The organism is Otoolea muris (assembly GCF_943193115.1).
GTDB lineage: Bacteria > Bacillota > Clostridia > Lachnospirales > Lachnospiraceae > Otoolea > Otoolea muris.
Genome location: NZ_CALPCY010000007.1, coordinates 84,387 through 100,229 on the forward strand (window position 1 = coordinate 84,387; position 15,843 = coordinate 100,229).

A 15,843-nucleotide genomic window follows, 5' to 3' on the forward strand; every position below is an offset into this window, starting at 1 on the left:
AAGGCAGGTGCAGAGAGATTCCGAAAGTATCAACTATACCAGTGAAAAAAGAGCCCGGCCCCCCGGACTCCTTTTCCAACCTCTGCCGCGCCAACATGCGCTACTTAATCACGCGCACCCGCATAACCCCTTTAATCGCATTCAGCTTTTCAAGCGTCGCCTCATCAATATCCGTCTCCAGATCCACCATGGTATACGCATACTGTTCCCGGCTCTTATTCATCATATTCGCGATATTCATATCCGCGGACGCCAGTATCGAGGAGATCTGCCCGATCATATTGGGCACATTCATATGCAGCAGCGCAATCCGCCGCACCGAGGCGCATACGCCCATATCGCAGGCCGGATAGTTGACCGAATTGCGGATATTTCCGTTTTCCAGATAATCCTTCAGCTCCTTCACGGCCATCACCGCGCAGTTATCCTCAGACTCCTCTGTGGAAGCCCCCAGATGCGGCGTCACGATCACATGCTCCATCTGCATGACCTTCGGGTTCGGGAAATCCGTCACATAGCGCTTCACCTTTCCGGAGGCGAGGGCCTCTGCCATATCATCGTCATTGACCAGCAGATCCCGTGCGAAATTTAAGATCACCACGCCGTCCTTCATCTGACCCAGGCTTTCACGGTTTATCATCCCTCTCGTTTTGTCCGCCAGCGGAACGTGAACCGTGATATAATCGCATTCCTGATAAATGCTGTCCACAGCGGTAATATGCTTTACATCCCGCGACAGCATCCAGGCCGCGTTCACGGAAATAAACGGATCGTAGCCGTAGACCTCCATGCCAAGGGCCGCCGCCGCATTGGCCACCTCGGCGCCGATCGCGCCAAGGCCGATCACACCCAGCTTCTTTCCCTTAATCTCACGGCCGGCAAAGGCTTTCTTCGCCTTCTCCATGTCCTTTGCAATCTCCGCGTTGTCCTTCTGCTCCCGGCACCAGCCGATGCCGCCCACAATGTCGCGGGCCGCCAGAAGGAGTCCTGCCAGAACCAGCTCCTTTACGCCGTTTGCATTCGCGCCCGGCGTGTTAAATACCACGATTCCGCGCTCCGAACAGGCTTTAAGCGGTATATTATTCACCCCGGCCCCGGCGCGGGCGATGGCCCGCAGGCCGTCCGGAAGCTCCATCTCATGCATGGATGCGCTCCGCACCAGGACGCCGTCCGCCTCTTTTAAGCTGTCCGTCATTTCGTACTGCTCCGTAAACAAATCCGTCCCCAGGCTGGAAATCGGATTCAGGCAATGTATCTTTCTCATAAATCGGTCTTCGCTCCTTCAGTCCCGTATCTGCCTCCATGTTTCCCCGCCGCCCGCGCAGGCATCTGCGCAGGCCGTTTTGGACAGCAGCGGTTATTTCACATGCTTTTCTTCAAATTCACGCATGAATTTCACCAGCGCCTCCACGCCCTCGACGGGCATTGCATTATAAAGGCTGGCCCTCATGCCGCCCACGCTCCTGTGGCCCTTTAAATTCACCAGGCCCGCTTCCTTTGCCTCTTTTACAAATAAGGCGTCCAGATCCGCGTCCCCGGTCACAAAGGGCACATTCATCAGGGAGCGGTCTTTTTTCTCCACCGTACCCTTAAACAGCCTGCTTTCGTCCAGGAAATCGTAGAGAAGCTTTGCCTTTTCCTCATTCCTCTCCTTCATGGCTTCCAGGCCGCCGTTCTTCTTCAGCCACTTGAACACCTTGCCGCACATGTAGATAATGTATGTGGGCGGCGTGTTGTACATGGAGCCATTGTCCGCGTACGTCTTATACCGGAGCATGGTCGGCGTCCCGGGCAGCACATCCTCGCGGATCAGATCCTCGCGGACAATCGCGATCGCCACCCCGGCCGGGCCGACATTTTTCTGCACGCCTCCCCAGAGGATGCCGAATTTGCTCACATCCAGCGGCTCGGACAAAAAGCACGAGGAAATGTCCGCCACCAGATCCTTTCCCTTGGTGTTGGGAAGCTCGTGGTACACGGTTCCATAAATTGTATTGTTCAGGCAGATATACACATAATCCGCATCCTCATCGATCGGCAGATCCGAGCAGTCCGGTATGTAGGTAAAGGTCTTATCCTCGCTGGAAGCCACCGCGTTCGCTGTGCCGAACATCTGCGCTTCTTTCCAGGCCCGTTTTGCCCACAGGCCCGTAATAATGTAATCCCCCACCTTGTTTTTAAACAGGTTCATGGGAACCATGGCGAACTGCGTGTGGCCGCCGCCCTGCACAAACAGCACCTTATAATTGTCCGGAATGTGCATCAGCTCCCGCAGATCCTTCTCCGCCTCGTCGATAATATCCTGATAATCCTTTGAACGGTGGCTCATCTCCATTACAGACATGCCCGTGCCGCGGTAATCCATCATCTCGCGGGCCGCCTCCTCTAAGACCTCCTCCGGCAGAACCGCCGGGCCGGCCGAAAAGTTATAGACTCTGCTCATTCTTCGTCTCCTCCTCAAATCAGTTTTCGTGAAAATGTATCTCAGCGCCTCTTGTCTGAACTTTCGCAATCATCCTGAAAAATGCGGCTGACGCATCTTTACAGTGTACTCCAGGAATCTCACAAAATCAGGCGCCAAGAGGCTCCGGGAGTACATTACATGGATTCAATCCGCAGATCGATCTCATCAAACGCCTCCTCAATCGGCTTGCCGGCCGGAACCATGGGGAATACCTTGTCGTCGCTTCCGAGCTGGCAGTCCAGCACCACCGGGATATTCAGGCTAATGGCCTCGCGCAGCGCCGGTTCCACCTCCTCGCGCTTCGTGATCCGCATGGCCTTGGCCCCCATTCCCTCAGCCACCTTCACAAAATCCACCTGGTCATACAGCTCGGTCTGGGAATACCGCTTCCCGTAAAACAGGGTCTGCCACTGGCGGACCATGCCCAGCACATGGTTATTGAAAACCACCTGGATAACGGGGATATTGTAACGGGTCGCCGTCGCAATCTCATTCATGTTCATGCGGAAGCAGCCGTCCCCGCCGATATTGATGACGACCTTATCCTTACAGCCCATCTTGGCCCCGATCGCCGCCCCCAGGCCGTAGCCCATGGTGCCAAGCCCCCCGGAGGTCAAAAGCTGCCTGGGACGCCTGAATTTGTAATACTGCGCGGCCCACATCTGGTGCTGGCCCACATCGGTGCTGATAATCGCGTCCCCTTCTGTCACTTCGTAAATCTTTTCCATAATATACGGCCCCGTCAGCGTATCCTTATTGTAGCGCAGCGGATACATATCCTTAAACCGCTCAATATGGTTCACCCACTCGTCGTGCCGCATGGGATCCAGGCGGGCCGCCAGCCGGCGCAGGATCACCTTCACATCCCCGATGATGCTTGCATCGGTCATGATATTTTTATTGATCTCCGCGGGATCCACGTCAAGCTGAAGGATTTTCGCATTGGAGGCAAACCGCGAGGAATCCCCCACCACGCGGTCGCTGAAGCGCGCGCCCACTACGATCAGCAGATCGCATTCCGCCACACCGAAATTCGAGGTCTTGGTGCCGTGCATGCCGAGCATCCCGGTATACAGCTCATCCGTCCCGTCAAACGCGCCCTTGCCCATCAGGCTGTCCGCCACCGGGGCGTGGATCTTATGTGCAAAGGCCGAAAGCTCGTTCGCCGCCTCTGAGGCCACCGCGCCTCCGCCCACAAAGATAAAGGGCTTCTGCGACGCGCGGATCATGGCCAGCGCCTGCTCGATATCCTCCTCCCGGATCGTGTCCGACTGGCGCTCCGGCGCCTTCTGCTCCCTAGGCTCATACGCGCACTGCGCCGCCGTCACATCCTTGGTGATATCCACCAGGACCGGGCCCGGACGGCCGCTCTTTGCGATGACAAAAGCCCTGCGGATCACGTCCGCCAGCTTTGTCACATCCTTTACAATAAAATTATATTTCGTGATCGGCATGGTTACGCCCAAAATATCAATTTCCTGAAAGCTGTCCTTTCCCAAAAGGCTGGTCGTCACATTGCAGGTAATGGCCACGATGGGAACGGAATCCAGGTTTGCCGTGGCGATCCCCGTCACCAGGTTGGTCGCGCCCGGCCCGGAGGTCGCAAGACAGACCCCCACCTTCCCCGTAGCCCTCGCATAGCCGTCCGCCGCATGGGACGCTCCCTGCTCGTGTGACGTCAGAATATGGGTAATCTCATCCCGGTGCTTATAAAGCGCATCGTAAATATTTAAAATAGCCCCGCCCGGATAGCCAAATACCGTGTCCACGCCCTGTTCCTTGAGGCATTCAATAACGATCTCTGCTCCTGTCAGTGTTTTCATTCTGTCTCTACCTGCTTTCCAAACATAAGGTATAGTAAACGTCAAACATACTATAGTCAACAGCCCCGAAGCATGCCCGCCCGGCTCGTTGCCCGCGGGAATCAGCCGCGCTTTGGAAGCTCCAGCACCGCGCCGCGGTTGCCGCTCGTCACCAGGGCGGCGTAGCGCGACAGATAGCCGCTCGTAATCTGCGGCGTCCTGGGCTGCCATTTGGCCCGCCTCGCCTCAAGCTCCTCATCCGAAACCAGCACATTCAGCGCATGACTATCAATGTCAATGGAAATGATATCGCCCTCTTCCACCAGCGCAATCGGGCCGCCGACCGCCGCCTCCGGGGATACATGGCCGATGGACGCGCCCCTGGACGCGCCGGAAAAGCGTCCGTCCGTGATCAGGGCCACCGTGGATCCAAGCCCCATGCCGGCGATGGCCGATGTGGGATTGAGCATCTCCCGCATGCCCGGGCCGCCTTTCGGCCCCTCGTAGCGGATCACCACCACGTCGCCCGCCGCGATCCGTCCGCCCTTGATGGCGGCAATCGCGTCCTCCTCGCAGTCAAACACGCGGGCCGGGCCCTCGTGCTTTAACATCTCAGGCGCTACGGCGGAGCGCTTCACCACCGCTGTATCCGGAGCCAGGTTGCCCTTTAAGACCGCAATGCCGCCGGTCTGGCTGTAGGGATCCTCCACCGGCCGGATCACCTGCGGATCCCGGTTTACGCAGTTCTGAATGTTCTCTCCCACACTGGCCCCTGTCACGGTCATGCAGTCCAGATGCAGAAGGCCCTTTTTCGACAGCTCGTTCATCACCGCGTACACGCCGCCCGCCTCGTTTAAATCCTCCATATAGGTCGGGCCCGCCGGCGCCAGATGGCACAGGTTCGGCGTCCTGGCGCTCATCTCATTCACCAGCTCCATGTCAAGCTCCACGCCGGCCTCATGCGCGACAGCCGGTAAATGCAGCATGCTGTTCGTCGAGCAGCCCAGCGCCATATCCACAGTCAGGGCGTTTAAGAACGCCTCGCTGGTCATGATATCTCTGGGACGGATATTTTTCTCATACATCTCCATGACCTTCATGCCCGCATGCTTGGCCAGCTTCAGCCGCTCCGAATACACGGCCGGGATGGTCCCGTTGCCCTTAAGGCCCATGCCGAGCGCCTCGGTCAGGCAGTTCATACTGTTCGCTGTATACATGCCCGAGCAGGAACCGCAGGTCGGGCAGGTCTTATTTTCAAACTCCTTCACGTCCTCCTCGGTCATGGTTCCCGCCGCATAGGAGCCGACCGCCTCAAACATGCTTGAAAGGCTGCGCTTCTGCCCCTTCACGCGCCCGGCCAGCATGGGGCCGCCGCTGACAAACACCGTGGGCACATTCACGCGCGCCGCAGCCATCAGCAGGCCCGGGACATTCTTATCGCAGTTCGGAACCATCACCAGCGCGTCAAACTGATGCGCCAGGGCCATACACTCCGTGGAATCCGCGATCAGATCCCGCGTCACCAGCGAATACTTCATCCCGATATGCCCCATGGCAATCCCGTCGCAGACCGCAATAGCCGGAAATACGATCGGCGTCCCGCCCGCCATGGCCACGCCCAGCTTTACCGCCTCCACAATCTTATCCAGGTTCATATGACCCGGCACAATCTCATTATATGAGCTCACAATGCCGACCAGGGGCTTATGAAGCTCCTCTTCGGTTAAGCCCAGCGCATTAAACAAAGAACGATGGGGCGCCTGCTGCATCCCCGTTTTAACCGCATCACTTTTCATTCTGTCCGTCTCCTTTTTTCGTAACAGGCCCGAAAGTCTTTATCGCCGCAGCCGCCGCTTAAGGCGGGGTCTGTTGCAGCGCTTGTTTTATTCTAACGCATTTTCTGTGGTTTTTCACCTGTTTTTTACATGTTTACGGGAAAAATATTTTCCATGCTGGCGCGGATGCTATGATTGGCAGCCGTTTTATGGCGTGCGCCGGCCGATTTATTCGTTGCTGGCCGCCTCTGTGTACTATGCCTTGGTTCATAATTGTGAAAAGGCCGCCAGAGTCAGGCTTTATATCCATAAGGAACCCGTAGAAAACCGCCGGCGCTTAGCGAGGTCTTTTCGGGCTTGGCATCCGCTGCGCTTTTCTCCGAGCGGAAGCGGGGTTTTGTTGGATATAAAGCCCGACACTGGCGGCCTTCCCACAATAAACCATGGCCTGCTTACACTAAATCCTCTCGCAGATCAAACGCCCCATCTGCGCAGTCCCTACCTGGATCCCCCCTTCAGCCATGATATCCGGCGTCCGGTAACCTTCAGACAAAACCTTTTGCACCGCCTCCTCCACAGCGGCCGCCTCCCTGTCCAGATCAAACGAATACCGGAGCATCATAGCGGCAGACAGAATCGTGGCAATGGGATTCGCCAGATCCTTGCCCGCAATATCCGGGGCGGATCCGTGGCTCGGCTCATAGAGGCCGAATTTCCCCTCATTTAAGCTCGCAGACGAGAGCATGCCGATCGAACCGGTGATCATGCTCGCCTCGTCGGAGAGGATATCCCCAAACATATTTTCCGTGAGGATCACATCAAACTGGCCCGGATTCATCACAAGCTGCATGGCGCAGTTATCCACCAGCATATGCGCAAGCGTCACCTCCGGATAACCGGCCGCGACCTCCTCCACTACCTTTCTCCACAGACGGGAGGAATCCAGCACATTCGCCTTGTCCACGCTTGTCACATGCTTTTTCCGCTTCATTGCAATCTCAAACGCTTTCACCGCGATCCGGCGGATCTCATGCTCGCTGTATGTCAGGGTGTCCACTGCGGTCAGCGCGCCGTCCACCTCCTTTGTATACCGCTCTCCGAAATAAAGCCCTCCTGTCAGCTCCCGCAGGATCACCATATCAAAGCCGTCCCCGATGATCGATTCCTTCAGCGGGCAGGCGGACGAAAGCTCGCGGTAAAGGTACGCGGGCCGGATATTCGCAAAAAGGCCCAGCCCTTTCCGGATCGCCAGCAGCCCCGCCTCGGGGCGCAGGTGCGGGGCTGCGTCATACCACCTCGAATTGCCCACATTTCCGCCCACAGCCCCCAAAAGGACGGAATCGCTGCGTCTCGCTGTCTCCAGCGCTTCGTCGGTCAGGGGAACTCCGTGTACATCAATCGAAGCGCCTCCCATCAGAACCTCTGTGTAATGGAAAGAATGGCCGAACACCTCCCCCACACGGTCAAGCACGCCGCAAGCCTCCTTCACAATCTCCGGTCCGATCCCGTCTCCCGGGATCACTGCAATTTCGTATTTCATTTCCGCATCCTCCTCTATCATTCATTCAACTGCCATAACCGCTCAGACGGCCTTGGCCATTACTTAATTCTCATACTGAGGTTCCTGAGCAGCCATCTTTTCCGGAAGGGCCTTCAGATAACGTTCCGCCTCTTCCTGCGTCAGGCTGTAATTATTCATAATCGCTGTTTTAATCTCTGCATCCGCATGGCCAAAATCCCTCAGGGCCGCCACTGTGCCCTGAATTCCTTTTTTCATCCCCTCTTTTATCCCTTCCTTCATCCCTTTTTTTAATAACGCCTGTTCCAATGCCTTTTCCCTCTTTTGAATCTGAGGCTCCAAAAGCTCCATCAATGCCTGACACATACTCTCATCTCCTATCAGCTCTTCGACTATCTCTTTATTGGCTCCAATGCTTACTTCCAACACAGAATCCGCCAGATCCCGGTCTGTTTCTTCTTTCAGCGTCCGGATGTTTTCTAAAAGCTTTTCCAGATCCGCTCTCTCCATCCTATCCGATAAGGCCCCAAGCCAGATATGGCTCTTTTTGTCCAGTTCCCCGCTGACAATAAGCTGCGTTTCAAACAACACAGCGCCTTTGATATAATAGATTCCCCTGCCGCCTTTTTGTACCTGGCAGCCGTTTTCCTCAAAATAACGAAACAGCCCTTTGGGCCTTGCCTCGCGCACAAGCGTAACCGTTATATCATCCGCCTTAATAGCGTCCACCGTTTCCCCATACGATTTATACAGGGCCGCGTATGCCTGCGCCTTATAGAAGCTGTCGATATTCAGATGATCCTCCGGCGATTTGTACTCAAGTATGTTATGCCCCCTGAATATATGTCCTATTTCATTTTCTACCCGGGTCGTTTTATCTTTTCTGATGATCAGCAAGTCAATTTCCAGTGGTTTTGTGTTTAAATTGTATTCTCTTTCAAATACCAGCCCGTCCCGGCTCTCCATCAGTTCCAGATTCATAGCCGCCGCAAAACCCGGATGCCACTGTACCTTTGTATCCTTCATCCCGCTCCTTTTATCCTGTCAAATACACGCGCCGCCGCATCCAATTACAAAAAAGTGCATGGACGTAAACTCTCACGTTCCATGCACCTTCCGGTTATCCTTCCGCTCTGCATCGCCTGCACAGCATCCGGCCAGGGCCTTACAGCTCCGGCTTTTCCACCTGGACAATGGCGTCCTTGCGCATCGGTATCCGGCAGTTCTTATTGCTTCCAAACTCCACGATCACAGTGTCGTCCGTCATATCGATGATCACGCCGTAAAAACCGCTGGATGTCAGAACGCTGTCGCCCACCGCAACGCTGGCCATCAGCTCCTGCGCTTTTTTCTTTTCCTTCTGCTGAGGTCTGATTGCCAGTAAATACATCAGTCCTATAATAAAGATAAAATAAATAATCCATCCCATTGTATTCATGCCTTTTCCTCCTTTCGCCACCTGCGCCGCCTCGCCGCGCTGTGTCTAATCATGATTCGGCCTGATTCTCCCCGGCGGCCATGCCGGCCAGCTTCTGCTCCTTGTACTCCGCAAAACACTGATGTTCGATGGCGTCGCGAATCTCCTCCATCATTTTATTATAAAAATATAAATTATGCAATACACATAATCGCATGCCGAGCATTTCTTTTGCCTTAAACAGATGCCGGATATAGGCTCTTGAGTACGAACGGCACGCCGGACAGCCGCACCCCTCCTCAATCGGGCGGGCGTCCAGCTCATATTTGGAATTCAGAAGGTTCAGCTTCCCATGGTTCGTGTATACATGGCTGTGGCGCCCGTTTCTCGACGGATAAACGCAGTCAAAGAAATCCACCCCGCGCTCCACGGCTTCCAGGATATTGGCCGGGGTTCCCACGCCCATTAAGTACACCGGCTTGTCGCCCGGAAGGCAGGGAACCACCGCGTCGAGGATCCGGTACATCTCCTCATGGCTCTCCCCCACGGCCAGGCCGCCTATGGCGTAGCCGTCTAAGTTCATGCGGCTGATCGCCTCCGCGTGGCGGATGCGGATATCCTCATAAATCGCGCCCTGGTTGATGCCGAACAAAAGCTGCTCCCGGTTGATCGTGTCCTCCAGGCCGTTCAGGCGCGAAAGCTCCGCCCGGCACCGCTCAAGCCACCTCGTCGTCCGATCCACGGATGACTGCACGTAATCCCGGTCCGCCAGGCTCGGAGGGCACTCGTCAAAAGCCATGGCGATGGTAGAGCCCAGATTGGACTGAATCTGCATGCTCTCCTCAGGCCCCATAAAAATCCGGCGTCCGTCGATATGGGACTGGAAATAAACGCCCTCTTCCTTAATCTTCCTAAGGCCCGCAAGCGAAAACACTTGGAACCCGCCCGAATCCGTCAGAATCGGCCGATCCCAGTTCATAAACCGGTGCAGGCCCCCAAAGCGCTTAATCAGCGCATCGCCCGTGCGCACATGCAGATGATACGTATTGGACAGTTCCACCTGCGTCCCGATCTGCCTTAAATCATCCGTGGAAACCGCGCCCTTAATGGCCGCCACGGTTCCCACATTCATAAACACCGGCGTCTCAATCATCCCATGCACGGTTTTCATCCGCGCCCGTTTGGCGCGCCGGTCCCTGTACTCAATCTTATACTCCATCCGTATTCTTTTTCTCCTTCTTCTGGCTGAATACATACCACATCGCGCCGGTCAGGAACACAGAAGAATACGTTCCGCACACGATTCCGACCATCATCGGAAGCGCAAATTCGCGGATGGAGGACACGCCCATCACAAACAGCACAAACACCATGATAAAGGTCGTCAGGGAGGTATTGATGCTTCTCGTAAAGGTCTGGGTTATACTTAAGTTCACCACATCTTCAATGGTCTGGTTATACTTTTTCAGCTTCATGTTTTCGCGGATACGGTCAAAAATCACGATCGTCGCGTTGATGGAATAACCCACGATGGTCAGCATACAGGCAATAAACGTAGAGCTGATGGACCATTTAAGGGCCGCGTAGAACGTCAGCACCACCAGCACGTCATGGACCAGGGCCAGAACGGCGCTCGCCGCAAAGGTAATATTGCTGAAGCGGAACCAGATATAGATCAGCATGCAGATCGTCGCGATCGTCACGGCCACGATGGCGTCGCGCTTCATCTCCGCGCTGATCGCGCCGGAAATGCTGTCCGCGGTGATAAGCTCCGGATCCACGCCGAATTTGTCCGCCAGCGCCGTATCCAGCGCCTCCCTTTCCTCCATGTTCAGGGTTCTTGTCTTGATAATCACCTCATTTGTCCCGGCCACCTTCTGCGTCTGCGTGCCGGCCTCGCCCGTGATCTGCTCCACCACCGGAACCACCTCGGAGGAGATGCGCTCCAGGGATAAATCCTCATTAAAGGTCACATTGGTGGATGTGCCGCCCCGGAATTCCATGCCGTAATTGAGTATCGCTCCCGTGGAGGCGCGGTTCACGCCCATAGCCGCAAAGCCGGCCACAATAAGGAGCAGGGAAACGCCGAAGAATGCCTTTCTTGGTTTTAAGAACGGCCTGGCGGCGATATCCTTGCGGACGCCGTAGAATTTCACATCCTCAAATCCCGCCTCATAAAGGCAGTTCAGCGCAAACTTCGTGATAAACAGTGCTGTCACCATAGAGAGCACAATACCCAGCGCCAGCGTGGAGGCAAAGCCCTTCACCGTGCCGGAGCCTCTCCAGAACAGAACCGCCGCCGCGATCAGGGTGGTGACATTTCCGTCGATGATCGCGGACAACGCCTTGGCAAAGCCCGTCTTGATCGCAGACTTCACCGTCTTCCCCACGCCGATTTCCTCTTTAATACGCGTGAAAATAATGACGTTCGCGTCCACGGCCATACCGATGGAAAGAACGATACCCGCCACACCCGGAAGCGTCAGGGTGATCTCAAACGCCTTTAAGAGCACCAGGATCAGGCCCACATACAGGCACAGCGCCAGAGAGGCGGCCACGCCCGGGATCAGGTACACGGCAATCATAAATACCACTACAATGGCAAAGCCGATCGCGCCTGCCTTTAAGCTGGTGGAAATCGCCTCCTGGCCCAGCTTTGCGCCCACCACATTCGAGCGCAGCTCCTCAAGCTCCAGGGAAAGCGAGCCGATGCGGATGTTGGCCGCCAGCTCCTCCGCCTCTTTTAAGTCCGCCATGCCGTCAATCCGGCACTGTCCGCCTGTGATGGGCTCGCGCACCATGGGATAGGAAATGATCCGGCCGTCATAGATGATATAGATCGGCTTCCCCACTCCGTTTGTCGTGGCGTCCGCAAAGGCTTTGGTCCCCTCCTCGTCAAAGGCGAGCTGAACCACATACTCCTTTACGCCGTTCTGGTCAATGATACCGCCCTTGGCGCTGGTCACCTGCCGTCCCTCGAGGATCTGGTTCCCCTCAGAATCCATGAACACCAAGGAACCCGGCTGCCCGAGATCCTGTAAAATCGCATTTGCATCCGATACGCCCGGGATGTCCACGTTAATGCGGTTGACGCCCTCCTGGTATACCTCCGCCTCGCTGCTGTAATTCTCCACCCTCAGCCGAAGCTTGTAGATCGTGTCAGACATATCCTCAGCCGACGGATTGGCCTCCTTGGCCTGGTACGTGATGCTGACGCCGCCCGCCAGGTCAAGGCCCAGCTTGATCGCGCCCATGGTCGAATATCCGAAATACCCGAACAGGCCGATCGCCGCGATCAGGAGCGCCAGTCCCAAAAGGCTCTTTCCTTTCTTGTTTTTCATTGTTTTCTCCTTTATTCATGCATTTTCATCTGCCGCGCGGATCCCGCGCCGCGCCGCCGAAGCCTCGCCGGCGGCTCTGTCACTCCGCGGCCTCCTCTGCCAGGGCCGCCTGAATCATAATCGAGCATTCGATGCGTTTCTTTTGCATCTCGCACCCGATATCATAGGCGTCCGTGATGGAGCCATGGAAATTCCAGGAATTCGCCGCGCAGCCTCCGCTGCAGTAAAACCTCGCAAAGCAGTCCCTGCATTTCTCCTTTGCATAGACATTGCAGAGCTTAAATTCATCGCGGATCCGCGTGTTCACAACCCCGTCCTCCACATTCCCGAGCAGGAACTTTTCCTGCCCGACAAACTGATGGCAGGGGTAGAAATCGCCCCAAGGCGTCACCGCCAGATATTCCGTACCCGAGCCGCAGCCGGACAGGCGCTTGGCCACACACGGGCCCTGTCCCAGATCCAGCATGAAGTGGAAAAAGGTAAAGCCTCTGCCCTCCCGGCGGCGCTTCACATACTCCGCGGCCAGCAAATCATACTGCGAAAGGATCGGCTCCAGATCCTCCTGTCGGATCGCGTACTCCTCCTCAGGAGGGGCCACGACCGGCTCAACGGAAAGCTTTTCAAAGCCCAGATCCGCAAAATGCAGCACATCCGCGGCAAAATCCAGGTTATGCCTCGTAAACGTACCGCGCACAAAATAGTCCCTCTCTCCCCGTTTCTTCGCAAACTCCTGAAATTTAGGGACAATCCGCGCATAGCTTCCGCTTCCGTCCCGGAAGGGGCGCATGCGGTCATTCACCTCCGGACGGCCGTCCAGGCTTAGGACCACATTGCTCATCTCCCGGTTGCAGAACTCCATGATCTCTTCATTTAATAATACCCCGTTCGTGGTGATCGTAAACCGGAACTTCTTCTGGCGCGGCGCCTCCTGCGAACGGCCGTATTCCACCAGCCGTTTTACAACATCCCAGTTTAAAAGCGGCTCGCCGCCGAAAAAATCCACCTCCAGATTCCTTCTCGAACCGGAATTTTCAATCAGGAAATCCAGCGCCTTTTTCCCGACCTCAAAGCTCATCAGGGCCCGGCGGCCGTGGTACTCGCCTTCCTCCGCAAAGCAGTAGCGGCAGGCAAGGTTACAGTCATGCGCCACATGCAGGCACAGGGCCTTTACCACCGTCTCCCGCTTCTTAAAATCCGTCACATAGTCCTGATAGACATCCGCCGCAAAGAGCTCCTCCCGGTCGATCAGCTCCTGGACATCCGCAAACGCCTCCTCAAGCTCTTCTTCGCCGTAGCGCCCGGAAAGCTCCTGCGCCGCTCCGGCCTTTGCCTCCTCCGAAAGGGGAGCGGGCTTTCGCATATCCGCCACGCGGCCGGAAAGAGCCCTGATTGTATCATAAAGAAGCGGATCCACCTCATGAACGGAACCGCTGTTGACATCCAGTACCATATGATAGCCATTGTTGATAAATTGATGAACCACCCGATCTACTCCTTATCTGAACACAGGCAGGCAGACAACGCAAACGCCCCCGCCTTCCAGGGGATTTGCCTTGCCTGCCTTCCCGATCATTCCCGTATCAGTTGTCACGCGCTGTTTCAGAGCGTGTTTGAAAAATGCTCTAACGGTTTTTGTTCTCACAGCTCTGGTTTCCCACCGTACAGGAAGTCTTGCACGCAGACTGGCAGGATGTCTGGCACTCGCCGCAGCCGCCCTTCTTCATGCTGTCCTTCAAGGTGTTTTTGCTCAATGTCTTTACATGTTTCATCGCCCTATATCCTCCTGATTAAAATTAAATACATAACTAACCGCCCTGTTCTCCGTGACAAGGCCGTAAGAAATTATATCATATGTTTCTCACATGTGCAAGCTCTGAAAAAGTCAATATTGCAAACTTAAATTCAGATGACATTAACCCCTGAAGCATTACTACGGCTCCGACATTTTAACAACAATCACATCATCCCCCATTTTCCTGACGCTCCCCTCTGCCGGCCAGTCCGGCGCGCCTTCCATATATGCGATTGCCTCAAGATACCTGTCGCCTTCCTCCGCGCCCATCACCCTCATATCCATGCCCAGGGTCAGAAGCCAGCTTCCAATCCGCCCCGATCCCCCGAGCTCGGTGTGCGCCTCCACTTCAAAGAACGACCGCCCGGAGAGCTCCTCAGCCGCCGCCTGCCCGGCCAGGCCGGCATCGCGTTTTCCCACAAATATCACCATGCATTCTGACACATCCGCGCTGCCAGCGGTCTCGCAGATGTCCGCGTACATACGGTTAGCCGTAATCAAATCATTCCGGTACGCCTCCCATGCGCTTTCATAGAGCTGGATCGTGCGCACCCCGTTTCTCTCCGCCGCAGCGATACAAGCCGCCTGTGCAAGTACAATTCCAAGGGCTTTCCATCTTTTCGCGCCGCTCCTGCCGCGCTCCCGCACGGTTAAGTGGGCCAGAAACAGCGCGGACACCGCCGGGTATGCGAGATGCGCGCGGATCATCTGCAGGTTTCCTGTCGCCAGGTTTAATAAAAACGGGGACAGCGCCAGAAGCGCCAGGCCAAACAGAAAGCAGAGGTAATCCCGGATACTCTTTCTGTGTTTCCATCCCCGGCGCATCATCTGCAGCCCGCACAGGCACATGGCAGGCAGGTATAGCTTGCCGAAATACAGGGATTTCCCCTTCAGTACGCGCACAAGCTCCAGCCGGATATGAAACAGGCAGTTTCGGATACCGTCCGCTCTCCAGCGCACCATGCCTGAAATATAGCCGGAATCCGCCCCGGCCGCATATTTTGTCGCTTTAACAAGAATCATGTACAGCAGACAGCCGGCAAAAAAGGCCAGCGCATGTTTTATGCCGCACCGCAGCGCATCCTCCGTCCGGCCATTGATATAGGAGAGCACAAAAGCAGTCAGCGACAGCGACAGATACAGGGGAAACATGGCCTGATAGGATCCGAATCCCCATACCATAAAAATTACGCCCAAAACCAGAAAGACCGGCTCTGATTTCTGAACCCAGCGGGAGGTGCAGAACGCGGCGGCCAGGCAGAGCAAAACCGCAAACGCGATCTCAAACGCCTGCAGAAGGAATAAAAACTGTTCGGTCCATACAGGCGCGGAAACAAACAGCAGCGGGAACAGATAGTGGAAAAAGCGGTATTCCCTGTTGCGCCCGCTCCAGTTGTACACGCAGTACGAGGAAATGATCCCCGCCCAGTACATGGTAAAGGCTGTACCCCCCCCCCCCTGCAAATAAGGAACCAGACGCCCCATGCCAAACAGCCGGCTCGTAAGCACAAGCCCAAACCGGCCGCTCCCCAGCCATACGCCCTGCATAAACTCCGGCCGGAGAATCATCAGCTCACTGTCAATAAAAATATGATCGCGGAATATGCGCAGCCCATAGACAAAAAAGACAAACGCAAGGCAGATCCACAGCAGATTCCTGTATTCCCTTAAAAACTGCCTCCATTCCCGCCACACATCGCAGAGCGGCTCTTTTATACCAGATATCATACGGG

General features: G+C 55.7%; 12 protein-coding genes. All 12 read right to left on the reverse strand.

Annotated elements, in window-relative coordinates; translation table 11 throughout:
• Positions 1 to 100 precede the first annotated feature (100 nt).
• Entirely contained in the window at positions 101 to 1,264 is a 1,164-nt protein-coding gene (locus NFS31_RS06615; RefSeq protein WP_251492802.1) for a phosphoglycerate dehydrogenase, read from the reverse strand.
• A gap of 93 nt (positions 1,265 to 1,357) precedes the next feature.
• Positions 1,358 to 2,443: a 3-phosphoserine/phosphohydroxythreonine transaminase gene (serC, locus tag NFS31_RS06620; RefSeq protein WP_251492804.1), complete on the reverse strand. Its 1,086-nt coding sequence runs from the start codon at positions 2,441 to 2,443 to the stop codon at positions 1,358 to 1,360.
• Positions 2,444 to 2,598: 155 nt separating this feature from the next.
• On the reverse strand, positions 2,599 to 4,287 hold the full coding sequence (ilvB, locus tag NFS31_RS06625) for a biosynthetic-type acetolactate synthase large subunit (RefSeq protein ID WP_251492807.1): 1,689 nt from the start codon (positions 4,285 to 4,287) through the stop codon (positions 2,599 to 2,601).
• Between the two features lie 101 nt (positions 4,288 to 4,388).
• Entirely contained in the window at positions 4,389 to 6,062 is a 1,674-nt protein-coding gene (gene ilvD / locus NFS31_RS06630; protein WP_251492809.1) for a dihydroxy-acid dehydratase, read from the reverse strand.
• Positions 6,063 to 6,498: 436 nt separating this feature from the next.
• Positions 6,499 to 7,581, reverse strand: a complete 1,083-nt coding sequence (leuB, locus tag NFS31_RS06635) for a 3-isopropylmalate dehydrogenase (RefSeq protein WP_251492811.1) — start codon at positions 7,579 to 7,581, stop codon at positions 6,499 to 6,501.
• Positions 7,582 to 7,644: 63 nt separating this feature from the next.
• Complete coding sequence (locus NFS31_RS06640; RefSeq protein ID WP_251492813.1) at positions 7,645 to 8,586, reverse strand: hypothetical protein; 942 nt, start codon at positions 8,584 to 8,586, stop codon at positions 7,645 to 7,647.
• Between the two features lie 139 nt (positions 8,587 to 8,725).
• On the reverse strand, positions 8,726 to 8,998 hold the full coding sequence (gene yajC, locus NFS31_RS06645) for a preprotein translocase subunit YajC (RefSeq protein WP_160226217.1): 273 nt from the start codon (positions 8,996 to 8,998) through the stop codon (positions 8,726 to 8,728).
• 49 nt (positions 8,999 to 9,047) lie between these two features.
• Entirely contained in the window at positions 9,048 to 10,196 is a 1,149-nt protein-coding gene (tgt, locus tag NFS31_RS06650; RefSeq protein WP_251492816.1) for a tRNA guanosine(34) transglycosylase Tgt, read from the reverse strand.
• The gene (secD, locus tag NFS31_RS06655; RefSeq protein WP_251492818.1) at positions 10,186 to 12,318 is read right to left on the reverse strand and encodes a protein translocase subunit SecD; all 2,133 of its coding nucleotides are present in this window, start codon (positions 12,316 to 12,318) and stop codon (positions 10,186 to 10,188) included. The genes tgt and secD overlap by 11 nt, the downstream gene beginning before the upstream one ends.
• A gap of 79 nt (positions 12,319 to 12,397) precedes the next feature.
• Positions 12,398 to 13,801, reverse strand: coding sequence for a thioether cross-link-forming SCIFF peptide maturase (scfB, locus tag NFS31_RS06660; protein ID WP_251492820.1), 1,404 nt, complete (start codon positions 13,799 to 13,801; stop codon positions 12,398 to 12,400).
• Positions 13,802 to 13,940: 139 nt separating this feature from the next.
• Entirely contained in the window at positions 13,941 to 14,087 is a 147-nt protein-coding gene (gene scfA / locus NFS31_RS06665) for a six-cysteine ranthipeptide SCIFF (protein WP_160226221.1), read from the reverse strand.
• A gap of 161 nt (positions 14,088 to 14,248) precedes the next feature.
• On the reverse strand, positions 14,249 to 15,838 hold the full coding sequence (locus tag NFS31_RS06670; RefSeq protein WP_251492822.1) for a glucosyltransferase domain-containing protein: 1,590 nt from the start codon (positions 15,836 to 15,838) through the stop codon (positions 14,249 to 14,251).
• Between the last annotated feature and the right edge of the window lie 5 nt (positions 15,839 to 15,843).